The sequence below is a fragment of the Roseivirga misakiensis genome, assembly GCF_001747105.1.
GTDB lineage: Bacteria > Bacteroidota > Bacteroidia > Cytophagales > Cyclobacteriaceae > Roseivirga > Roseivirga misakiensis.
Map to the genome: position 1 here is coordinate 1,290,203 of NZ_MDGQ01000005.1, position 23,116 is coordinate 1,313,318.

The following is a 23,116-nucleotide window of genomic DNA, read 5'->3' on the forward strand; positions in this document are numbered from 1 at the left end:
TCAGCACGACAACCTTAATAGAGCAATTATAAAATGAGATTAGTTAAGAAGCTTTTTGTTATCCTACTTGTTGTTTCAGCAACATGGTCTTGTAGTCAAAAAGAGGGCGTTTCTTTTGAAAACCTTGAAGATGGACAAGAAGTAAGTAGCCCAGTTTTAGTGAAAATGGGTGTTAGTGGTATGGAAGTTCAACCTGCTGGGGAAGTAGTAAAAGGAACGGGCCATCACCACATGATCATTGACGGATCATTTATTAAAACTGGCGTACCTGTACCCGCAAACGATACACACATTCATTATGGAAAAGGTCAAGTAGAAGCGGAACTTAATTTATCGCCTGGAGAACACACCTTAACGCTTCAATTTGCCAATGGTATCCACCAGTCCTATGGTGAAGAATGGAGTAAGACCATCACGATTAACGTAAAATAATTCCTTGGAAAAGATTAATGCCAAAGGCGCTCCAGAAGCACTTGGGCCATATGTATCCGCTGTTCGAACGGGTAATTTGGTTTTCTGTTCTGGTCAAACTGGAATCAACCCTGAAACAGGTAAGGTTGATAAAACCTGTGTTGAAGGCCAAACAAAGCAGGTAATGAGAAACCTTGCGGCAGTATTAGATTCGCAAGGTTTGACGCTTAATGATATCGTGAAGTGTAATGTCTATTTGAGCGACATTGCAAATTTTGATAAGATGAATGTAGTTTATGGTGAAATGCTAGCAGGTCATACGCCAGCTAGAACAACCGTGGCTGTGGCGGGTTTGCCCTTAAATGCTTTAGTAGAAATAGAATGTATTGCTGAGGTGAAATAACTTGTTATTTCACCCGCTTTAACCCCTGTTTGGCCAATTGCATCTTAGGGTCATCACTCAGTGAGGATTTGTAATAAGCTTTGGCTTTCTCTTTATCACCGATTTTTTCGTAAATCATTCCTAACCTCATTTTGGCAGCGGCGAAGGAGGGTGCTCCTTGTTGAATAGGCAAAGTCATATAGGTTTCGAGGGCTTTTATTCCTTCTTCCGTGCGTTGCCCTGACAGTGCACTGGTTCTGCCAAATTGATAAATGGCGTTTGTATTTTCAGGCTCATTTAAACGCATATCTTCAAAATGCTTAAAGGCCTTCTCATACATTGCTCGGTTTTGGTAAAATGTTCCAAGCGATGTCTTATAGCGATTGTCAAGAGCAACTAATTTGAGTAAAGCATCTTCTGCTTTGACATATTCTTCTTTTCGCTGATATACGGTGGAAAGAGCTAGATAACCCTCTTTTTCATTAAAGCTCTTAATGGTTTGAGCAGTATTCAAAGCTTTATCTAAACTACCTCCCATAAAAGCTGGTGCTTGGGTATAATATTCAATTAAGCCTTTTTGAGCGTCTAAGTTTTGTGGATCAATGGCAATTGCTTTTTCGTAGTTCTTTCTAATCTTGGGGGCGATTATACCCTGTCTAATTCTACTAGAGTTTTGTGCATAAACTCCGTAAGCGTTGCCTAACCAAGTATAGTAATCCGAATTCTGATCGTTCTTTTTGATCACAGTTTTAAAGTGGTCGATCGCCTGGCTATAATCGTCATTGTCGAAGGCGATTCTTCCTAGGTAATACTGAGCCTTTTCATAATCTTCTGATTTTGAGTTTACCTCGACCAGTATCCCTTTAGCAGATTTTGAATCTCCGTTCTTATAAAATTTTATGGCTTCTTCGAGATTTTGAGCAAATACACTCGAAGAAAGAAGCACTAAGCATGTGTAAATAAGTGACCTTTTCATGACTTGACCTTTTCTATTAGATGCACTACTACAAGATAAGGTTGCGTTGAGAAAATAAGAACGACATCGCTCAATAATTTCTAAGGCACAAAAAAACCGCCTCACTTTATACCTAAAAAAGGAGTGAGGCGGTCTTTGCAAAACGGGAAGGCTTAGTTTCCGTCAGGTAGACTAATGTCTACATTATTTCTGTAGTCACCCAGTAGGTGCTCTGCGAAGAAATACCACATCATTTGCTCGTAGTAATCTCGTTTGCTACCGTAGCCATGTCTGGCACCTGGGATTGGCATATAATCAAAACGCTTACCTGCTTTCATGAGCTCGTTAGCCAGCCTTAAACTGTTTGCTGGGTTCACGTTGTTATCTCTAGTACCGTGCGTAATTAACAAGTGCCCTTTTAGGTTCTTAGCGATCGATGGGTTGGTTTTTACCTTCGCTTTCCAAGTAGTTTCGGTATACTCGTTACCATCTTTATCCTTTTTCTTCTTATCGACACGTGTCACACCATTATGTGTTTCACCCCACCATTTATTGTAAACGTTGTTGTCGTGGTTACCAGCAGAAGACGCAGCTGCGTCATAAAAATCTGGATACATAAGCATAGCCGCAGTCGACATAAATCCGCCTCCAGAATGCCCGAAGATTCCTACATTATCAATGTCAATGAAGTCGTGGCGATCGGCAAGTATTTCTATAGAACGTTTGTCATCGGCCAAAGCATAATCTCTAAGGTTTTCATAACCATAAGTGTGGTAATATTTATCTCGCATTGGGCTACCACCTCTGTGTCCCATACTTACTACAATAAAACCAAGTTGAGCAAGTGCAGTATTGTATCCTGAAGTGATGCTAAAGTCATTGCCAAAAGACTCCACTTGAGGACCAGGGTATACATAGGAAATGATCGGGTACTTACGTGTAGAATCAAAATCGAATGGTTTGAACATAACACCATATAGATCTGTGATCCCATCATCTGCCTTCATTGTAAAACGTTCAGGCATTTGCCAACCAGCTTCGTACAATAGGGATAAATCAGCAGATTCTAGTTCCATAATCACGTTTCCATTGCTGTCCTTCAATAGTGATTTCGGTGCCACGTCAGTTGCGGAATAATTATCGACGTAGTACTTCGATGACTCTGACATATTCATCGAATGGTTTGCCGCTTCTGTACTGATCGGCTTAAATCCAGTTCCGTTTAGGTTAGCCTTATACATAAGGGCATAGTATGGGTCAATTCCCGGCTCTCGACCACGAGCTGCGAAATAGACTTTCTTACCCACTGTATCAACTTGCTGAATTCTACCTGTCACAAAATAACCGCTGTTAGTGATCTTATTTTTTAGAGCACCAGTAATTCCATCATATAGGTAAAGTTGGCCCCAGCCATTTCTTTCAGACCACCAAATTAGCTCTTCACCTTCGTTTAAGATGGATAATTGCGTGTTTGGCGAGTAGAAGTATGGATAGTTCGTATCAGTAAACAGTGTCTTCACGTCGCCCGTAGTTGTGTTAATAGAAACCACATCTAACGTATCACTAGTTCTGTTCATTCGCGTAGCAAAAAGCCTGTCGGATGTTTTTCCAGGTAGGTAAGTGTTGATCGTTTGATCAAGGTACTTATCAATCTCTACATCGATTCTATTCTTACTCGGAACCTCGAAAATCGAAAGGTGTGTTTGTGGCACGTCTTGCTCACCAGGCATCGCATACTTATATATTTCGACTTCTGGTCTTGGGTTGCTAAGGTCATTTATGACGAACAATTCCTTAACTTTTCTAGAGTCAGATCTAGTTACGTAGAACTTAGACTCATCTTTGAACCAGCGAACTGCTGCTCTGTATTTCTTGTCTTTTGTAGTATCACCTCTGTCGAAACCGTAGCTGAACCATCTTTCGCCGTCATCGGCTAAAAGAATTTCAGTAGAGTCAGGATCATCGGCACGCATCATATACAAATCATAGTTTTTTGCATAAGTGATGTAGGTGCTATCAGGAGAGTATCCAGCCCAATTAATTCTCTTTTTGGCTTTTTCAGTGGAGTCTCCTTTGGTGATTATTTTAGAATTTACATCGAAGTGATAGTCAATGCTATCCACCATAAAGGTGAAAGTCTTATTGTCATCCTCTAGCTTCCAGCCTTTTAAATCGAGGTTTCGGTGATCCCAAGGCTTACTTGTCAATTCAGAAAGTTGCGCTGCAAAATCAAGGTTATCGAAAAGTTTTGTTTTAGACTTTTTGGCAGGATCTACCATGTAAAAGTTCTTTCCATTGGTGGTGGTGTAGGTATACCAGAACTTATCGCTGTCTTTTAGCCATCGAGGGAAGACTCGAGTGGATTTCAGCATTTTCCTAATATTAGATGATTTGAATTTCTCAGCTGCCTTGAAATTCGCCTTATGCTGCTGTGCTAGCGCAGGTAAGGAAAAAGCCATGAGTATGGCTAAGACTATTGTTTTTTTCATGGTCGAATTTATTTGTAGCCTAAGTTTAGAGCCAGAAAGTGATTAATGCAACCTGTTTCTGCCATATACCTTAATACTGGGATGAACGGAAACAAAAAGGCCCTAACCTGAATGATCAGATTAGGGCCCAAAGATTTTTGTATTTGAATTACATCATAATCGGCATCTCAGCGATTGTGTTTTGCCAACCTACCATTAGGTGTAAACCTCCATCAACTTCTTTAAACATCATTGAAAGTGCTTCAATGCTATCGTCAGATTTACTTACTGGGCCATCTACACGAGCAACTTCTGTACTGTTTTTAAGTGCAAAATTACCCCAAGTGTTCAGTTTAGAGTGTAGCACGAAAGTCCATTTGTCTGCACTTGGAATAGCAAATAATGAATAAGTACCAGCGCTTACTTTTTTACCTCCAATGGTTACATCTTGGTAAAAAGTGATCTCATTCGCCTCGTTAGCGCCCATTCTCCACATTTTTCCGTTTGCAATTTTACCCATCATGTCTCTTCCTTTTAATTGAGGACGACTGTAGACTAATTTGACTTTAGCAGGTACATAATCACCACCTCTCAAATCTGAAAGGGGTACGTTACCAGGGTAAAAGACTTTATCCGTTGGACTCGGGTCAAGACCAGGGAATTTTTGAGCTTGAGCGTTTACCGCAATGAAAGCTAAAGTAAGTGCTACTAAAAAAAATGATCGTTTCATATTTAAAATTTAGTTTGAGTTAATTTTCTATATAACTGTGATTTCTGAATAAGGTTCGAAGCTAATTAATAGAAGAAGATGTAAGAGATGATAACGGCAGCAATTACACCAACTAAGTCAGCTACAAGACCTGCCATTGCGGCATATCGTGAGTTTTTAATCTTTACTGCGCCAAAATAAACGGCTAATACATAGAATGTTGTTTCTGTAGAGCCTTGTAACACACTGGCAACTCTACCTGGAAAAGAGTCAACACCAAAATTCGTATAGGTCTCTAGCATTGCCGCTCGGGCACCTGAACCGCTTAAGGGTTTCATCCAAGCCACAGGTAATGCATCTACGAAGTCAGTATTAACACCAAGTAACTCGAAGAAAACTCTGAAAGCATCATTTACATAGTCCAATGCACCAGAGGCCCTGAAAACACCAATCGCCACTAAAATGCCCACTAAATAGGGGATAATCTTGATCGCCACATTAAATCCATCCTTTCCGCCATCAATTAAGGCTTCATAGACATTAACCTTTTTTCTAGCGGCCATTACAATGAATATCAAAATGATGGACATTAGAATTACAGCGGCTAAGACATTAGAAATTGTGGTGACTTGCTCTTGGGGAATAGACTGAAAATAAAGTAGGGCAGCAACTATGATCACAGTCAGCGTACCGATATAGCCTAAAATGATCTTGTTGAAAAGGTTGATTTTTTGAAAGATTGACACTGTAATTAGTCCAGCGATGGTCGAGAAATAAGTGGCAAGCAAAATGGGGATAAAGATATCCGCAGGGTTGGCGGCTCCTTCGGTAGCCCTATAAGCCATAATGGACACTGGAATAAGCGTGAGACCCGAAGTATTGAGCACCAAAAACATGATTTGGGCATTGGAGGCTGTTTCTTTTACCGGATTTAGCTCTTGCAGCCCTTCCATTGTTTTTAGACCCAGTGGCGTTGCCGCATTGTCTAAGCCCAAGAAATTCATAGAGAAATTCATCAGCATCGGTCCAAAAACTGGGTGATCTTTTGGCACTTCTGGGAATATTTTTGTGAATAGCGGACTAATAAATCGTGCCATTACAGCCACTACACCGCCTCGTTCGCCAATTCTCATAATGCCCATCCATAGCGTTAGTGCACCCGTCAGGCCAATCGAAATCTCGAAACCCGTTTTAGCCATATCGAAAGTGCTCTGAAGCATTTGTGGAAACACCTCAGTATCGCCGAAAAAGATCAGTCTAATCAAAGCAACCACAAAAGCGATAATGAAGAAGCCGATCCAGATATAGTTAAGGGCCATAAGACAATCTTAAGCAAATAAATTTAAAATATGGGCAGTGGCTATACCTGCTGTCTCGGTTCTCAATCGACTTTGTCCTAATGAGACTTTCTGAAAACCGTTTTTTAAAGCAAAATCGACTTCCTCCGAATTAAAGTCTCCTTCTGGTCCAACTAGAACTAAATCAGTTCCAGTAACGAGGTCCTTTAAGGCCGTCGGATTCTCAAAATCAACAAAAGCAATGAATTTGGCACCATCATGTGGTTTAGTGACAAACTTTTGAAACGGTTCGATTTCATCAATAACCGGGAGTGTTGCTTTGATTGATTGTTTCATCGCACTGATCGCCTTTTTCATTAACCGATCGGTTTTGAGCACCTTACGCTCAGAATTCTTACAAAGGACAAATGAGATTCTATCAATGCCTATTTCAACGGCTTTTTCAACAAACCACTCTGTCCTGTCTATATTTTTAGTGGGTGCAATAGCTATGTGCTTATAGCCATTTGTTGGAGGTGTTTGTTCCTGGCTAGTGATCTTAAACTCGCACTTTCGGAAATTATCATTTGAGATTACAGCTTTGTAAAAAGTACCTTTCCCATCAATGATATTGATTTGGTCACCGATTTTAAGTCTGAGCACTTTTATAGCGTGTCTAGACTCTTCTGTATCTAATTGATTAACGCCTTGCGTAATATCTGGCTGAAAAAATAATTGCATGACTTCAATCCACAAGATAAGTCAATTATTAAAGTAGAAGAGCCACTTTTGAAGACTAATTTTGAGTCTTCCTCATAAAATACTTTTTCTCAAACCCAGTAATCGTTAATCAGCTATATTCGCTCTGGTGACTTTCAAAAAATACATATCGCCAAAAACTTACCGCACGGCGCAGTTACTCCTAAACATAGCGCTAATTATAGTATGGTATTTGGCCAATGACGGATTGGCTTTTTGGGACGATTACACTTACCTCAACTTTGCAGATCAGATTAACAAAGGGACATTTGAAATCACAACAAATCACTTTACAAGCAGAATAGGTCTACTTTATCCAGTGGCTTGGCTTACCGATGTTTTTGGGGTAAATGAATATACAGCAGCGTTATATCCGTTTTTATGCAGCTTAATTATGCTCAATCTATTCTTCTGGGTTGGAGAAAGGTACGGGCATTGGATTGGTCTCATGACAGGCTTTCTCTTATTAGTCGACTATCATACCATCACATTTACGACCCATTTATTCCCGGAAATGCCTGTCGCCCTTGGTGTTTTTGGCGCCTTGTTTTGCTATGATATAGTCAACCGCAGGGAGGGAGATTACCGATTGCTAGCCCTTTTAACGGCAGCATTGATTTACGGTGCGTTTATCATCAAAACGAGCATGTTTATCGTTGGGCCATTGTTCGTTTACTTAGTCATCAATGATTTTCTGAGACGTCGTAACAAAGGCTATTGGTATATCACGGTGAGCTTATTACTCTTCTTTTTTCTCATTCATGGGTTCTGGTACAAAGAAATGTTCGGTGACTTTTTCTATCGTTTCAATAACATTTCGGATAACCACGAACCAACGGTCAAGACATTTTTTGATAAAGACGCAACACAGCTTATTAAGCGCTTGACTTATCTGCCATTTCTTGCTTTTCTCCGAGGTGGTTTTTTTATTCCTTTAGGTTTTGCCCTCCCTGCCATTTTCAGCATCAAACGCTCTGATTGGAATTTGGATAAGCCCGAAAAGCTCTGGACTGTATCAGCTATCTTGATCTTCGTTTCATGGTGGTTTATTAGTACCAACTGGAAATACTATAGCCCTATGCCGGTAGAGACCCGGCACATCATGTTTGTCATTCCAATTTTATTAATGGCAGGGGCTTACTATTGGTCAGAAAAGGAGCTGTTTCAAAAACTTATTTCTGGGAAAGCAAAGTGGTTCATAGTTGCAGTGCTTTTAGTTATCCCAGTTTACAAGATTTTCAAGTCAAACGATAGGAATTTCTCAGAGCTGAGTCAGTTGATCACTACAGAATTCGTTAATGAATCAGAAGGGCAGAAGGTCATTGCTGATGGACTAGTGGCCTATGGATATCCTTACTTTTATGATTTTGAGGAAAGTAACGACGTGTTTGAGTGGTGGGTGGAATTGGATTTTGATCAAGTGAAAATTGGAGATTATTTATTGGTGAATCCACCATTTCTCAACGATCGGTACGAAGAGCCTGGATATCTCAGTTTATTAAAAAACAGCATTTCAACTAAAGGCTGGATGTTAAAAGCTGTGGGCGATTATCGTGCTGTGGAACTCTATCAGATTGTTCCTATCGAACAATAGAGCATAAAAAAAGCCTTCCCGAATATTCGAAAAGGCTTTGTCTATATTTTAAAGTAATTATCCGATTTTTCTTAATTGCTCTTCTCCAGCTTTCATCACTGCATAATCTTTCCATTCTGAAAACTCTTTTTCATCCAGAATTTGATCAGCAGGACCTACTTCAGGAGGAGAGAATGTAAAATCAGAATTCCACCATTCTCTAGCGTATTCTCTTGCTTTGTCTTTATCGATTTCAAATTGAGTGACCTGACCGTCACCAACTAGCCAAGGTTTATCCTTAGAGCTATACTTTTGGAAAATCATCGTTCTCATTTTGGTACCCATTTCGTCATTTTTTTCGAAATGTGCTTTAGAATAAGCCACTGTTTCTGGCTCAATCATCTTGTTATCCCAAAACCTCTTTGATTTTATAATTTGTGCAGATGTAAGTAGATATCCCTCGCCAAATTCAAGCAAAGAGCCTTCTAATTCACACTGTCGGACTGGTTTCTTTTTCTTTTTTCCGAAACTGAATAATCCCATAGTTGTATTTATATTTTGATTCTATTTTAACCGCGCGCAATATGGGAATAAAATCCCAATATTTAAATATTCACATCAGTATACGAGTGTAAACGATTTCTCGATACGAAAACTTGTCTTAAGGGGATTTTAGAGTGTCTATAAGGTCGATATACTGTCTCATGGCGTCCTCCTTAGCGGTGCCCGATAATTCGTTCCAAGCGTTATGTTTGGCCATCCCTTTAAAATCGAATCCCCCTGGAGCATCGTTGGTATTATCTCCTTCGGTAGCTTGTTTATAGAGCGAGTAGAGCTTTAGTAAATCCTGATTTGAAGGTCGCTCGGAAATCGTTTTTGACGCTTTAACAGCGTTTTCAAATGTTGTTTCTAATGACATATGCCTATTTAGTCCTATATTTTCGACAAATTTATTGATTAAAGAGATCATTGTCTACTCGCATGAAGAATAAGCCAAAAAGCTTTGCTGTTTTTGTCCTTTTTATATCGCTATTCCCAGTTTTGGCGCAAGGGCAAACTTATTCTTATTCAACTGATTATCAGGCTGGGGCCAAAATCAAATTAGTCAGCGCCCGCATGAACATTAGCAGTGAGCTGGTCAGTACTTCCGATGCCAGCTCAGAAGTAGGCTATCAGTTTGGTGGTTTTTTTAGGGTTAACATAAACAAAGTCTTCGTTGAGGCAGATTTGCTTTATTCGAAAATTAAAACACAGTTGGTGTTCAATGATTTTGACGGCATTGTTGGCTTCGATCCGTTAGCGGAATTTGAGTTTAATACGATAGAAATTCCATTGAGTATCGGCTATAGAATTGGCAATCTTCGGCTTTTCATGGGCCCATCAATTAGCAATCTGGTTTCTGGCCAACGATCGTTTTTAAATGAAATTGAGAAGGTCACCGATGAATACAATCGCACAAACCTCATGTGGCATTGGGGAATTGGGGGTGATTTTCAGCGTATTTTTATTGATATCAATTACGAATCGGGCCTAAGTAAAACAGGGGAGAGCCTGACTAATTTGATAGGCCGAGAATTTATACCAAGACAGCGACAGTGGGTTTTCAGTGTAGCCTTGAATTTACTCAGGGACTAATTTTTCTGACCCAATAGCTCGAATCATCATCTCTTTGAAGAGAATCTAAATTGATGACAGTAAAAACGAGATGGAGTGAGCTAAGGCCAGCCTGATTATATACCGTTACTTTATCATCCTCTTCTTTAAAACTCATTCTTTGGATGATGTCGCCACCGCCAACAAGAATATTCACTTCTCCACCTACTAAAAACTCTACCCATTCATCACAGTTCATTTCTGGGTTATTGGTGTTGTCGCAGCCTGGAATAGAATGGACGTATGTAGGCTCATCTAATTGTAAGAATTCATCCGGATTGGTTTGTTCTTCCTCGCATGCGTTGAAAGTAAGAACAATAAGAAGGCTGAAAAAGTAAGGGATATATTGCTTCATAGTACAATTGACACGGTTGGACCTTAAATAGTTGCAAAGAAAAGCCACTTCGAACTACAACGAAGTGGCTTTAAGTTTATCGTAGGCCGAAGGATTACTTCTTGAACTGATCTGAGACAATCAATTCTTTAGTACCGTGCCCCCAAGAGTAGAAGCCTTCGCCAGATTTTACTCCAAGGTATCCCGCAGTCACCATATTTACCAATAGTGGGCAAGGTGCATATTTAGGGTTACCAAAGCCTTCGTATAGTACGTTCATGATCGACAGGCAAATATCTAAACCGATAAAATCAGCTAGTTGAAGTGGCCCCATTGGGTGAGCCATACCAAGTTTCATAACCGTATCAATTTCCTCAACACCAGCTACGCCTTCATGTAAAGAAATGATCGCCTCGTTGATCATCGGCATCAGAATCCGGTTGGCAATAAAGCCTGGGTAATCGTTCACTTCGGTTGGTACTTTACCCAATTTCTTAGATGTTTCCATAATCAAGGCAGTGACCTCGTCAGAAGTCGCATAACCACGGATTACTTCTACCAGCTTCATTACGGGTACAGGGTTCATAAAGTGCATACCAATCACTTTATCAGGTCTTTTTGTTACCGCACCAATTTTGGTAATGGGGATAGAAGAGGTGTTAGAAGCTAGGATACAAGAAGGTTTGGTAAACGCCTCTAGATCTTCAAAGATTTTGAGTTTGATGTTTACATTTTCAGTTGCAGCTTCTACCACTAAGTCGGCCTCAGCCACACCCGATTTCAAATCTGTGTGGGTTGTAATATTGTCTAAAGTGGCAGTTTTGGTGGCTTCATCAATCTTTTCCTTAGCTACCATTCTATCCAAGTTTTTTCCGATTGTTTTCAAGGCCCTATCCAGTGCATCTTGTGAAATATCGACAAGGTTTACCTTAAATCCATTTTGTGCAAAAACATGGGCGATACCATTTCCCATTGTTCCTGAACCTATTACTGAAATTTGCTCCATTTTATTTTTCTAGTTTTCCTAAACGCAAATATAAAAGCAACAACGGCAATTATTGTTTAGCTTCGAACTTATTGAACAGGACGAAATGAGAAAACTTGAAGTCTGTGCCAATTCTATCGAATCTGCCTTGAATGCGCAGAACGGTGGGGCAGATAGAATAGAATTATGTATGGAGCTTTCAGTTGGCGGTTTGACACCCAGCAAAGGAACAATTCAGCTAGCCATGGAATTACTTGAAATCCCTGTTTATGTATTGATTAGGCCTAGATCTGGCGATTTCCATTATTCAAAATTGGAGTTAGAGGTAATGAAAGAAGACATTTTGTTTTGTACCCAAGCTGGATGCCACGGAGTTGTGTTTGGAGCTTTACATGCCGATCGTCGAATAGATCAGTCCGCAACTGAACTTTTGATGGATGCAGCCGGCTATATGGATGTTACTTTTCACCGAGCGTTCGATGTAGTGCCAAATTACTTTGAAGCAATGGACACCCTGAGAGACCTTGGCGTTCAGCGGATATTGACTGCTGGTGGTCAAGGCAATTGTAGTGATAACATTGAAACCTTAGGCGAACTGGTAGAAGAGGCCGAAGACGATTTAATTATTATGCCAGGCGGTGGACTTCGGCCAGAAAATTTAGATCTGCTCAAAGAAACTGGCGCCTTGGAGTACCATAGTTCCGCCATTATTAATGGACCCTATACTGACCTGAAAATAGTCAGAAAACTAAAAAAGGGAATGCTATAAATTAGGCATTATTGCTCACCCCAGAGTGATAATTCGTGCACTACTTGAACGATTAGAAGGCTGTCACTTCCTTTATTTGCCTCAGTTATGTTTTTCAAAGCAAAGTAACCATCCATAAGGCGATTGATCTTATTAATAGCCACATTACTGTACAAAACAGCCCGATTGGCAGGTGTGCCGCCAACCCTTTTGTTGAGCTGATCTTCAATGTCATAAAACTCCTCGACGAGCTCGTTAATCATCATTTTTCGTTGAATCCGGCTCTGATTATTTCTAAAGTGCATCTGAATCCTCGATTTGAGGGTATCATTTTTAATGGAGGCATAATATTGACTATTGAGCTTTTCGTACTGTGGAGAAATAAAAACCCATGGTGTCAAACCAATCACAGCATTGTCATTAATCAAACCCATTAAAGCGTCTCCGTTGGTTCTGTTGGCAACCTGCATCAAAGAGTCAATGACCGATAGTTTTTGAATATGTCCAGTGATGTATCCCTGACCTGTTTCAGGGTCAAAAACGCTATTAAGCTCGTAGTTAAACTTGCCTTGGTTTTCCAGTAAATCAGCATGAAACCCTTTTAGGCTTCTTAGGTAATTTCGTTCTTGCGCCCGCTTATCTTTAATGCCATCAAAATAAAAGGCACCAAAAACACTTAAAAAAATCAGTATCGCTTCGCCAATCCAACGGCCCAATGGTTTACGGTCTCTTCTTCTAGACATATCTGAAATTTACTAAAATGGTCTTTATTTCAACACCAAATCCAGTAGGATTGGTAAATGGTCACTGAAGCCACCCACATATTTCGGCCCTTGGTAGGTTCTAAAAGGACGCGTCGTACCCGTTGCACCTTCCATAATCAGAAATGGCATATCGAATATCTGTGCGGAGTTTCTAAAGATCCTTGTGGTAGAATTGCCATTCTTTAAGCGGCCGTTTACTACAAAATGATCGATGATGGACCATTTATTTTCGAAACTGTGGGTACCAATTAAATACATCATTTCATACATCAGGTTGTAAAGTGTATTCGGATCTTTAGTGGCAGGGTCGAGTGAAGTTTCTAGTCCATTTAAAAGACTTTCTGCATCAGGTTCGTCATTAAAGTCTCCTGTAATCACGATTAAGTGGTTGGGATTTAGGTTTAATGTTGAGTCAACTTTATGTTTTAAAAACTGGGCCGTAAACAGGCGTTTGGGTTTCGTTTCAAACTCCCCACCAAACTTTGAAGGCCAGTGGTTCACAAAATAATGCAGCGTATCGCGGTTTGGTAATTCGCCGACTACATGAAGAATATCTCTAGTCCTGCTAGACTCATCGAAAGGAAATCTGATTTGGTAATATTGGTAGTCGATCAGTTTGAACTTATCTGGCCTGTAAATAGCCGCCACATCAATACCGCGCCTGTCTTCAGAATCTTGATGAATGATTTCATAGCCGATTGGTTTCAAGGCCGTAAACCCAACCAAAGAATTCAAAACGTATCGATTTTCAACCTCACCCAATCCTATGAGGGCAGGAGGTTCCCAACCACCAATCGCTATCAATGTCTTGGCTAAGTCAGCTTGTTTCTTCAAATAGCGCTCCTTGGTCCAGAAACGTCCGCCGCGTGGAAGAAACTCCTCGTCCAAAGTTGTTGAATCATTGAAATAATCGAAGAGGTTTTCAACATTATAGAAAACTATTCTAAACCTGTCATCACCTCGTTTTTCAGCATTAAAGCTTTCGGACGCCGCATAGAATTTTACTGATTGCGCTTTAATTCCTGGCTTCTCTATGACAAGCCAGATAAAAGTGAGTAGTAGAATATTCCAAAACTTGTCATTACAAGTATGTCTGATTTTTTTAATCATACCTTTGTGTGCGTTCCATAATAAGTTACGAATAGAGATTCAGAGATAAATGATCGAGATAGGAAAAATTCAAACGTTGAAAATTGGTAGAGCCGTGGAATTCGGATGTTACCTCAATGATGGCGTAAATGAAGAAGATGAGATTCTCATTCCAGCGAAGTATTTACCAGAAGATTACGAGATCGGAGATGGTATAGAAGTTTTTGTTTACACCGACCATAGAAGTAGACCTATTGCCGTCACTAGAATGCCTTTGGGTCAAGTGGGCGATATTGTGGGACTAAAAGTGAAGCAAGTTACAAATTTCGGTGCCTTTTTAGATATCGATTTGGAAAAGGACCTTTTTGTCCCGAACAAAGAACAAGCGGTGGACATGGTGGAAGGGAGAACCTATTTGGTGAAACTTCTGATTGATCATAAAACGAACCGAATGATCGGGTCAAGTAAAATATCGGCTTTTTTGAGTATTGCTTGCTCTGGGTTTGAAGAAGGAGAAGAGGTTGACGCTCAAATTTGGCAAAGAACAGAGTTAGGTTATAAAGCAGTAATCAATGGAAAATGCCAAGGCTTAATTTATGCCAATGAAATCTTTGACGATATTCAAATTGGCGATAGCCGAAAGGCTTATGTCAAGTTAATGCGCCCAGATGGCAAGATTGATTTGGCTTTGCAGAAGCAAGGCTATGAAGCTGTAAAGGACATGAGCAGCGTAGTGTTAGATCGTATACGAGAAGCAGGCGGGGTGCTAGCCCTAGGAGACAAAAGCTTACCAGAGGAAATCAAAGCGGAATTCGGTATGAGCAAAAAGAATTACAAGAAAATTCTCGGCGGATTGTATAAGGCAGGGGAGATAGAAATACTCAGTAATGAGGTGAGGCTTAAAAAAGCAGAAGGTTAGCATGAGGAGTGACTAACCTTCGACTAAACTACCTATAAAACTAAAACTAACCTAAGCTAATTTTACCGTTACATGGCCCAAATTATGGTTTTGATAAAACGATTGCACATGAGCCAATAAAGGAGGTCAGCGTTTTTACTGACATCGTTTAAGTTAGATATTTTTTTTGGTCTAGAGAAAGAATATTTTAATAAAAATAGGTTAGTAAAAATTATATACCGCTAGGAGTCGTTAAGGCCGTATTTTCTACTAAATCGTTAGTTGTAATTATTTGATGTTCACCTCATTAGCAATTCCTAGCGAAGTAAACCTAATCTCTAATATTCTAGGGTTTTCAATACCGTTTTCGCAGCTTGGCGCTGGATCTATATAGTAAGAATAATAAGTCTGGCTTCGGTCTGATAATTCTTGTTCTTCAGGCTGACCGAGCAGCTTAATGATCGACTTTTGGTAAAGCCCCAGAAGGTCTTTTTTTACTTCGATCAAATCGTCTATCATTTCAGCCCTCACAGCTTGACAACCATTAATATCTTCTTGCCATTTGGCAGTATCAAAGTCTCCTAAAGTGTCTTTTTTTGCGCAACCTGTCACTGCTAAAAGAACCACAACCATTCCCAAATAACCGAACTTCTTCATGCTGGATTAGTCTATTTTTGCCGAAGGTACAGCCCGCACTTTGAGTAACCAAAATAGTGACCCAAAGATGTACAATAAAGCGCCACTAATAAACCAAATGTCGGGCGACAAGTCCATGATAAAGTAGGATAGAGATATTGGAATGAGCATTAACCTTGAAATCTCCAAGCTTATAGCCCAACGCCGATTCTCAAATAGAGCACCGAAGCTAACGGTCGAGATAATGATGAGCATGGCCATCGCCGATTTTTCGATTAAGTTCTCGTCAAAGCGTTCCATCCCAAAAAGGAAGAGTGCCGTACCTACTAGCAAAAGCAGGTATTGACCAAAAACATAGGCGTTCATGGCCCAAACGGCGCGTAGGTCATACTTCCTGTAAGTGGTTTTGTCTACGTCATAAGGTGCCCGGTAACCTCCCATAGATTCTGGTAGCCAACCAGGCTTTTGGAAGAGATATTTCACTTTATCAGAGAATTTCGGCATCTGGCGAATGTCTTTGACCATATCAGCATAATGAGCAAAGTTGGCCCAAACAGGATTCCAGCTATCCAGGTTTTTAGTGATACCATAAGTGGGCCTTTCCTCTTCTTCCCTAAAAGTGCCAAACATACGATCCCAAATGATGAAAGTCCCAGCATGATTCTTATCGATGTATTTGGGGTTTCGTGCATGGTGCACTCTATGGTGCGAAGGTGTATTGAAAACAGCCTCAAACCATTTCGGGAGTTTATCGATCGATTCGGTATGAATCCAAAATTGGTATAACAAGTTAAATCCAGAAACAGATATCAGTACCAAAGGATTTATCCCTATCAAAGCCATCGGGATATAGAAAATTGAGGTCCAAATGATTTGCGTTGAGCTCTGCCGTAAGGCTACCGAAAGATTATATTCCTCGCTCTGATGATGTACACTATGACCTCCCCAAAACAAGTTTACTTGGTGACTCATTCGGTGTGCCCAGTAATAGAAGAAATCATATAGTATAAAGGCGATAAGCCATGTAAATACGTTTTCAGTAATCGTGGTTAGTCTGTAGTGATCATAGAAAAGCGTGTAAAGTCCAATGCTAAAAACACGCAGAAATGCACCCGTAACCTGTGAAGTGACCCCGCAATTAATATTGGTAATGGCATCATTTAAACGATAAGACTTTGTGGCTTTTATGCGGTGGACAATGAGCTCAATTCCAATAAGTAAGAAGTATACTGGGATAGCAATTACAGTTGGATTGAGATTCATCCTACTAACTTATAAAAAAATGAGAATTGATTTTTGATAAGCTATTCCCGCAGGGATAAATAGAAATCCGTTCTATTAATTATCTTCGCGCAGCAGAACGACAGTAGCATGGAGAAGTTTATTGGTTTTTTTAGAAATGTGACGATAGCCCTGTTTACCGGAGCCCTTATTTGGTCCTATGCTTTTTTGGCAAGCCAAGTAAATTATAGATTCGATCCAGCGGGAGACGTACTCGGCACAGCTAGTAAAGACACTTACTTTTTTGGTGCAATTATCATCTTTCTTTTCATTAATGTAATCTGCGTTTGGTTTGTGAAAACCTTAAAGAAAATCTCAACTACCGAGGATGGTACAGGCTTGCGGAATAGATCGCTTAAAACAGATATCATTAACTGGGTAAAAGGCTTTGCAGGCGTACTGAATTTGTTCCTTAGCCTGATACTCGTTTTCCTTGGATTGATGAACATGTCTGCAGACTATAATATCAAGACAATGGGGTTCTATGTTTACCTAGGACCACTTTTAATCCTAATATGGTTTTTCTACCTAGCAGCCATCCTTGGCAAGCGTAGAAACTGATCAAGTTTCTCATAATCAGACCGTAATGCATTTTCTGGTTTTGTGGATCAAAACAAGCGTGCATTTGTAGAATTTTAGTTATAAATTCCCCTTTCATTTTGTACTAATGAGTACAAATATCCGCTCACATTGGTAGTAGAATTTTTGAATGGCGAAACAAGCAGCGAATTACACCGAAGATAGTATTCGGTCCCTCGATTGGAAAGAGCATATTAGACTTAGACCCGGCATGTATATCGGGAAACTCGGCGACGGGTCTGCTCAAGATGATGGTATTTATGTTTTAGTAAAGGAAGTGATCGATAATAGTATCGATGAACACATGATGGGTTATGGAAAGACCATCGATGTGAAAGTTTCCGAACACAAAGTAGAAGTCAGAGATTACGGCCGAGGAATTCCACTTGGTAAAGTGGTAGACTGCGTATCTAAAATCAATACAGGGGGGAAATATGACTCAGGAGCTTTTCAAAAATCCGTCGGTTTAAATGGTGTAGGTACCAAAGCCGTAAATGCCCTGTCGAACTACTTCAAGGTACAATCCTATCGGGATGGTATGACCAAAGTCGCGGAATTTCAACGAGGAGAAATTACAAACGACGCAAAAGAGACTACTTCAAGTGGAAGAAATGGTACCCAAATCGTTTTTCGCCCAGATGAGACCGTTTTCAAAAACTACCACTTCATTCCCCAATATTTAGACGATTTGATTTGGAACTATTGCTTTCTAAATGCTGGGTTGACGATAAACTTCAACGGCGAGAAATACCATTCAGAACGAGGGCTTTACGATCTATTATCTCGAAAAACCGATGAGGATAACCTTCGTTACCCGATCATTCAGCTCATCGGGGACGATATTGAGATAGCACTTTCGCATACCAACCAATACGGAGAAGACTATTACTCCTTTGTAAATGGTCAGTACACCACCCAAGGTGGAACACACCAAGCAGCCTTGAGAGAAGCGGTTGTAAAAACTGTACGGGAGTTCTACGGTAAGAACTTTGATGCCACAGATGTGAGAGCGTCGATTGTAGGAGCCATTGCCGTTCGAGTTCAAGAGCCTGTTTTTGAATCTCAAACGAAGACGAAACTAGGATCACAGAGTGTGGCACCAGATGGCCCAACGATGAGAACTTTCGTCAATGATTTTGTGAAAAAAGCGTTGGACGACTATTTGCACAAGCATTCAGAAGTCGCTGATGCGCTTTTGAAACGTATCATGCAGTCAGAGCGCGAACGAAAAGAAATAGCGGGTATTAAAAAGCTTGCAAACGATCGTGCTAAAAAGGCCAACCTACACAACAAGAAATTAAGAGATTGCAGAGTTCACTTGAATGACCTAAAAAAGGATGAAGAATTGAGAAACGCCTCAACACTTTTCATTACCGAAGGAGATTCCGCCAGTGGATCGATCACCAAGTCGCGAGACGTTCAAAGTCAGGCCGTTTTTAGTTTAAGAGGAAAGCCGCTGAACTGCTACGGGCAAACCAAAAAAGTGGTTTACGAGAACGAAGAATTTAACCTACTCCAACATGCGTTGAACATAGAAGATGGTCTGGAAGGGCTTCGCTATGATAAGATCGTAATCGCTACAGATGCCGACGTGGACGGAATGCATATTAGGTTACTGTTGTTAACCTACTTCTTACAGTTTTTTCCTGATTTGGTTAGGAGAGGGCATGTCTATATTCTGGAAACGCCACTTTTTAGGGTTCGCAATAAGAAAGAAACAATCTATTGCTATAGTGATGAGGAGCGCCAAAGAGCTATCAGTAAACTTGGTGCAAAACCTGAGATCACTAGGTTTAAAGGGCTCGGTGAAATATCTCCTGACGAATTCAAAGGCTTTATTGGTCAAGATATGAGGCTAGAGCCGATTATTTTGAGAAAAGATACCAGTATCCAAGAGTTACTGAAGTTCTATATGGGCAAGAACACGCCAGACAGACAAGTGTTCATTATAGATAACTTGAAGATTGAGAAAGATTTGGCTGATGAAGCCGCATAGAATAGCATGAGCGAAGAAAATAATGACGGGCTGGCCCCCGAAGAAGAAGGGAAAATTAGAGATGTAATTCCTGTTTCAGGAATGTATGAGAGCTGGTTTCTAGACTATGCCTCTTATGTAATCCTAGAAAGAGCCGTTCCTGCCATAGAAGATGGATTCAAACCCGTTCAAAGGCGGATTCTCCACTCGATGAAAGAGATGGATGATGGGCGATTCAACAAAGTGGCCAATATTATCGGTCAAACGATGCAGTATCACCCGCATGGTGACGCGTCCATCGGTGATGCGATGGTCCACATCGGTCAAAAAGACCTTTTGATTGAAACGCAAGGGAACTGGGGTGACATTCGTACCGGAGACCGAGCAGCAGCAGCTAGGTATATTGAAGCCAGACTTTCGAAATTCGCTTTAGAAGTAGTATTTAATCCACAAACTACGGACTGGCAGCTCTCCTATGATGGACGAAAAAAAGAGCCGGTTACACTACCCGTTAAGTTTCCACTGCTACTAGCCCAAGGCGTGGAAGGTATCGCTGTTGGACTTTCTACCAAGATATTACCGCACAACTTTATAGAACTTATTCAAGCATCAATCAAGGTGCTTCAAGGTAAAAAACCGAAGATTTATCCCGACTTTCCAACTGGTGGTATGGCCGATTTTTCGGAGTATAATGAAGGCCGAAGAGGAGGTAAGGTTAAAGTTAGAGCCGTCATAGAAGAGCATGACAAAAAGACCTTAGTAATCAAGGACATTCCTTTCGGTACTACAACTACAGGACTGATTGATTCCATTATCAAAGCGAATGATAAAGGGAAAATTAAAGTCAAAAAGGTAATTGATAATACAGCAGAAGACGTTGAGATTTTGGTTGAATTAGCCTCAGGGCAATCACCAAATATTACCATAGATGCCCTTTATGCGTTTACCGATTGTGAAACAAGTATTTCGCCCAATGCCTGCGTAATCATAGACGATAAGCCGCATTTTGTTTCTGTAAACGACATGTTGCGTGTGAGCACGGAGAAAACAGTCGATTTACTTCGTCAAGAACTTGAGATTAGGAAAGCCGAGCTCCTAGAAAAGATACTCTTCTCTTCTTTAGAGAAAATATTCATAGAAAATAGAATCTATAGAGATATTGAAGAGTGCGAAACTTGGGAGGCAGTGATCGATACGATCGATAAAGGACTCGATCCATTCAAAAAGCAATTCTACCGAGAGATCACACATGATGATATCACCCGTTTGACCGAAATCAAGATTAAACGAATTTCTCGATTCGATGCCTTCAAGGCAGATGAGCTGATGAAAAGGCTTGAAGAAGAGCTGTCGGAGGTTGAACACAACTTGGCTAATCTCATCGATTACGCCATTGCCTATTTCGAAAGGTTAAAAGAGAAATACGGCAAGGATAGAGAAAGAAAAACGGAGATTAAATCCTTCGAGAATATTGCTGCTACCGTGGTAGCTGCCAATAATGCTAAACTCTATGTGAATAGAAAAGAAGGATTTATCGGGTATGGATTGAAGCGAGACGAATTTGTTTCAGAATGCTCAGATATCGATGATATCATTGTTTTTAGGGCAGATGGTAAGTTCCAAGTTGTCAGAATTTCCGATAAAATCTTTGTTGGAAAAGACATTCTCTGGGCTGGCGTTTTCAAAAAGAACGACGAGAGGAAGGTATATAATATGATGTACCTAGACGGTAAGTCTGGTCGAACGATGGTGAAGCGTTTTCAGGTACTGGGCGTAACCAGAGATCGCGAATATGACCTGACTAAGGGGGAAAGAGGCTCTAAAGTCTTGTATTTCACAGCCAATCCGAACGGGGAGGCTGAGCTAGTGACTGTTTATCTAACTTCTGGAGCTAAGGCAAGGGTGAAAGTTTTCGACTTTAACTTTGCCGATATAGAAATAAAAGGACGTGGTGCAGGAGGAAATATAGTCACCAAATACCCGGTTCGGAAGGTTCAGCTAAAAATGGAGGGTAAATCCACCTTGGGAGGCCTGGATATTTGGTATGATGAATCTGTAGGTCGACTAAATCGCGATCAAAGAGGCGAGCTTTTAGGAAATTTCCAGGCCGATGACATGGTTTTGGTGATTTATAATAGTGGGGAATATGAACTGACCTCTTTTGATTTGACGAATCGATACGAGCCTGCTAAAATTCACCTTATCGAGAAATTCAATCCAGAAGGTGTTATTTCAGTGATTCATTATGATGCAAGTAGCGCTCAGAATTACGTAAAGCGTTTCCAAGTAGAGACATCCACGCGAGACAAGAAGTTTCTTTTTATCAATGAAGAAAAAGGCTCTAAACTTCAACTAGCAACAACATTAAAAGACGCTCAGATAGAAGTCCATTATACCATTAAAGGCTCTAGAGAACGGCATAAAACCGTATTTGATATGGATATGCTGATTGATGTGAAAGGTTGGAGAGCCAATGGAAACAGACTTTCGCCACATAATGTGAAAAAGGTGGTGTTGCTAGATGGCAAGAAGGTCGATGTAAATGTAGAGGACGCTGAAGCTGAGACGGCCGAGGTTTCGGAGGAGCAGGAAGCAGTGGTTGAAAAAACACCAGAAGCACCGATTACGGTCGATGAAAAGCCGAAAGAGGAAAAAGTAGTGCCCGAGGTTGAAAAGCCAGTACAAGAAAAGCCTGAAAAGAAGGAAGCACCTAAGCCAAAGTCAGATGGTAAAAAGCCAGGTTCTGGGGAATATAATGTAGGAGATACAATAGAACTGTTCTAGAACTAGGCTAAGAAATAAGACCAGATTGAGGAATTTAAGGCCTTGATTTATTGACAAAAGCTGTTGATCGAAGTGATCAATAGCTTTTGTTTTAAACGAGCATAAAGTTGAGTAAGGAAATAATTGACATGTTAGCCACCTATGTAACGCCTAATAAATTGGCGCTCATAGATAAAGTGCTGTCCGAAAGAACACGTCACCTTACCGTAGTATTAGAAGATATTTATCATGCCCAAAATGCAAGTGCTGTCATGCGTACCTGCGACTGTTTTGGCATTCAAGATTTATACATCACACAACGGCTTCATGATTATGAAGTGAATCCGAATGTAGTAAGAGGCGCTTCAAAATGGATCACTCTGCACAAGTACGAAAGAGAATCTATGAGTACTGAAAAGTGCTTTAAGGATTTAAGGAAGAAAAATTATCGAATTGTTGGGACAACCCCTTCAAGCGAAGTTGCATCTATACATGAGTTAGACTTAACGCAAAAGACTGCGATAGTTTTTGGGACAGAGTTGGGTGGTTTAACGAAGTATGCACGCGAACAGGTAGATGAATTAGTACATGTGCCGATGTATGGTTTTACGGAATCATTTAATATTTCGGTAAGTGCAGCGTTAATACTTCAAGAATTTGTAAAACGACTTAAATTCAGTGATATCGTCTGGCAGTTGACAGAAAAAGAGCAAGAAGAATTAAAACTTGAGTGGTTTTCTAGAATTGTCAAGAGGTCCGATTTACACATAAAAAACTATCTAAAGGAACGTTCTGAAAAACTTGAGGGTTAAAACGCAAAGAAACTTCGAAAACATTGACTTCTTTTGCGACGTCTGCGTTTAGAATAGGTCAAAAT

General features: G+C 40.4%; 23 protein-coding genes. 10 read left to right on the plus strand and 13 right to left on the minus strand.

All coding sequences use genetic code 11. From position 1 onward, the window contains the following. The first annotated feature begins 33 nt into the window (after window positions 1–33). Together BFP71_RS13285 and BFP71_RS13290 are read left to right on the plus strand one after the other, a co-directional pair. A complete protein-coding gene (locus tag BFP71_RS13285; protein WP_069835947.1) occupies window positions 34–432 on the plus strand; it encodes a DUF4399 domain-containing protein in 399 nt (132 codons plus the stop codon). A 4-nt stretch (window positions 433–436) separates the two neighbouring features. Next, entirely contained in the window at window positions 437–814 is a 378-nt protein-coding gene (locus BFP71_RS13290; protein WP_069835948.1) for a RidA family protein, read from the plus strand. Window positions 815–818: 4 nt separating this feature from the next. On the opposite strand, the gene BFP71_RS13295 is transcribed toward BFP71_RS13290, so the two are convergent. The 5 genes from BFP71_RS13295 to BFP71_RS13315 all read right to left on the minus strand — a co-directional run bounded on the left by BFP71_RS13295 (window position 819) and on the right by BFP71_RS13315 (window position 6,943). Then, complete coding sequence (locus tag BFP71_RS13295) at window positions 819–1,769, minus strand: tetratricopeptide repeat protein (RefSeq protein ID WP_069835949.1); 951 nt, start codon at window positions 1,767–1,769, stop codon at window positions 819–821. A 152-nt stretch (window positions 1,770–1,921) separates the two neighbouring features. Further along, window positions 1,922–4,237: a S9 family peptidase gene (locus BFP71_RS13300; protein ID WP_069835950.1), complete on the minus strand. Its 2,316-nt coding sequence runs from the start codon at window positions 4,235–4,237 to the stop codon at window positions 1,922–1,924. A 148-nt stretch (window positions 4,238–4,385) separates the two neighbouring features. Then, window positions 4,386–4,946: a DUF2911 domain-containing protein gene (locus BFP71_RS13305; RefSeq protein WP_069835951.1), complete on the minus strand. Its 561-nt coding sequence runs from the start codon at window positions 4,944–4,946 to the stop codon at window positions 4,386–4,388. Between the two features lie 65 nt (window positions 4,947–5,011). Further along, window positions 5,012–6,244 carry a nucleoside recognition domain-containing protein gene (locus BFP71_RS13310; RefSeq protein ID WP_069835952.1) on the minus strand — a complete coding sequence of 411 codons (1,233 nt, stop codon included), beginning with the start codon at window positions 6,242–6,244 and terminating at the stop codon, window positions 5,012–5,014. 9 nt (window positions 6,245–6,253) lie between these two features. Continuing rightward, window positions 6,254–6,943: a 16S rRNA (uracil(1498)-N(3))-methyltransferase gene (locus BFP71_RS13315; RefSeq protein ID WP_069835953.1), complete on the minus strand. Its 690-nt coding sequence runs from the start codon at window positions 6,941–6,943 to the stop codon at window positions 6,254–6,256. 127 nt (window positions 6,944–7,070) lie between these two features. Here BFP71_RS13315 and BFP71_RS13320 point away from each other — a divergent pair, with 127 nt between their 5' ends. After that, complete coding sequence (locus tag BFP71_RS13320; protein WP_069835954.1) at window positions 7,071–8,555, plus strand: glycosyltransferase family 39 protein; 1,485 nt, start codon at window positions 7,071–7,073, stop codon at window positions 8,553–8,555. A gap of 57 nt (window positions 8,556–8,612) precedes the next feature. Here BFP71_RS13320 and BFP71_RS13325 read toward each other — a convergent pair whose 3' ends face one another. Beyond that, entirely contained in the window at window positions 8,613–9,077 is a 465-nt protein-coding gene (locus BFP71_RS13325) for a hypothetical protein (RefSeq protein ID WP_069835955.1), read from the minus strand. A gap of 118 nt (window positions 9,078–9,195) precedes the next feature. Continuing rightward, the gene (locus BFP71_RS13330) at window positions 9,196–9,453 is read right to left on the minus strand and encodes an acyl-CoA-binding protein (protein WP_069837075.1); all 258 of its coding nucleotides are present in this window, start codon (window positions 9,451–9,453) and stop codon (window positions 9,196–9,198) included. Between the two features lie 62 nt (window positions 9,454–9,515). Here BFP71_RS13330 and BFP71_RS13335 point away from each other — a divergent pair, with 62 nt between their 5' ends. Continuing rightward, window positions 9,516–10,169, plus strand: a complete 654-nt coding sequence (locus tag BFP71_RS13335) for an outer membrane beta-barrel protein (RefSeq protein WP_069835956.1) — start codon at window positions 9,516–9,518, stop codon at window positions 10,167–10,169. Here the strand turns inward: BFP71_RS13335 and BFP71_RS13340 are convergent. Together BFP71_RS13340 and BFP71_RS13345 are read right to left on the minus strand one after the other, a co-directional pair. After that, a complete protein-coding gene (locus tag BFP71_RS13340) occupies window positions 10,159–10,542 on the minus strand; it encodes a hypothetical protein (protein WP_069835957.1) in 384 nt (127 codons plus the stop codon). The genes BFP71_RS13335 and BFP71_RS13340 overlap by 11 nt on opposite strands. Window positions 10,543–10,636: 94 nt before the next feature. After that, on the minus strand, window positions 10,637–11,527 hold the full coding sequence (locus tag BFP71_RS13345) for a 3-hydroxyacyl-CoA dehydrogenase family protein (protein WP_069835958.1): 891 nt from the start codon (window positions 11,525–11,527) through the stop codon (window positions 10,637–10,639). A gap of 85 nt (window positions 11,528–11,612) precedes the next feature. On the opposite strand from BFP71_RS13345, the gene BFP71_RS13350 reads away from it, so the two are divergent. Then, entirely contained in the window at window positions 11,613–12,275 is a 663-nt protein-coding gene (locus BFP71_RS13350; RefSeq protein ID WP_141719762.1) for a copper homeostasis protein CutC, read from the plus strand. An 8-nt stretch (window positions 12,276–12,283) separates the two neighbouring features. On the opposite strand, the gene BFP71_RS13355 is transcribed toward BFP71_RS13350, so the two are convergent. Together BFP71_RS13355 and BFP71_RS13360 are read right to left on the minus strand one after the other, a co-directional pair. After that, the gene (locus tag BFP71_RS13355; RefSeq protein WP_069835960.1) at window positions 12,284–12,997 is read right to left on the minus strand and encodes a hypothetical protein; all 714 of its coding nucleotides are present in this window, start codon (window positions 12,995–12,997) and stop codon (window positions 12,284–12,286) included. 24 nt (window positions 12,998–13,021) lie between these two features. Next, a complete protein-coding gene (locus BFP71_RS13360; protein WP_088125026.1) occupies window positions 13,022–14,128 on the minus strand; it encodes an endonuclease/exonuclease/phosphatase family protein in 1,107 nt (368 codons plus the stop codon). A 49-nt stretch (window positions 14,129–14,177) separates the two neighbouring features. Between BFP71_RS13360 and BFP71_RS13365 the strand changes: the two genes are divergently transcribed. Next, window positions 14,178–15,026 (plus strand): CvfB family protein, encoded by an 849-nt coding sequence (locus tag BFP71_RS13365; RefSeq protein WP_069835961.1) that lies wholly within the window; start codon window positions 14,178–14,180, stop codon window positions 15,024–15,026. Window positions 15,027–15,293: 267 nt separating this feature from the next. Here BFP71_RS13365 and BFP71_RS13370 read toward each other — a convergent pair whose 3' ends face one another. Together BFP71_RS13370 and BFP71_RS13375 are read right to left on the minus strand one after the other, a co-directional pair. Then, a complete protein-coding gene (locus BFP71_RS13370; protein WP_069835962.1) occupies window positions 15,294–15,662 on the minus strand; it encodes a hypothetical protein in 369 nt (122 codons plus the stop codon). Between the two features lie 6 nt (window positions 15,663–15,668). Further along, window positions 15,669–16,904 (minus strand): sterol desaturase family protein, encoded by a 1,236-nt coding sequence (locus BFP71_RS13375; RefSeq protein WP_069835963.1) that lies wholly within the window; start codon window positions 16,902–16,904, stop codon window positions 15,669–15,671. 108 nt (window positions 16,905–17,012) lie between these two features. Here BFP71_RS13375 and BFP71_RS13380 point away from each other — a divergent pair, with 108 nt between their 5' ends. The 4 genes from BFP71_RS13380 to BFP71_RS13395 all read left to right on the plus strand — a co-directional run bounded on the left by BFP71_RS13380 (window position 17,013) and on the right by BFP71_RS13395 (window position 23,051). Further along, window positions 17,013–17,483, plus strand: a complete 471-nt coding sequence (locus BFP71_RS13380) for a hypothetical protein (RefSeq protein WP_069835964.1) — start codon at window positions 17,013–17,015, stop codon at window positions 17,481–17,483. Window positions 17,484–17,631: 148 nt separating this feature from the next. Beyond that, entirely contained in the window at window positions 17,632–19,497 is a 1,866-nt protein-coding gene (locus BFP71_RS13385) for a DNA topoisomerase IV subunit B (protein ID WP_069835965.1), read from the plus strand. 6 nt (window positions 19,498–19,503) lie between these two features. Continuing rightward, window positions 19,504–22,260: a DNA gyrase/topoisomerase IV subunit A gene (locus BFP71_RS13390; RefSeq protein WP_069835966.1), complete on the plus strand. Its 2,757-nt coding sequence runs from the start codon at window positions 19,504–19,506 to the stop codon at window positions 22,258–22,260. Between the two features lie 107 nt (window positions 22,261–22,367). Then, window positions 22,368–23,051, plus strand: a complete 684-nt coding sequence (locus BFP71_RS13395; RefSeq protein ID WP_245701847.1) for a TrmH family RNA methyltransferase — start codon at window positions 22,368–22,370, stop codon at window positions 23,049–23,051. Window positions 23,052–23,116 lie beyond the last annotated feature (65 nt).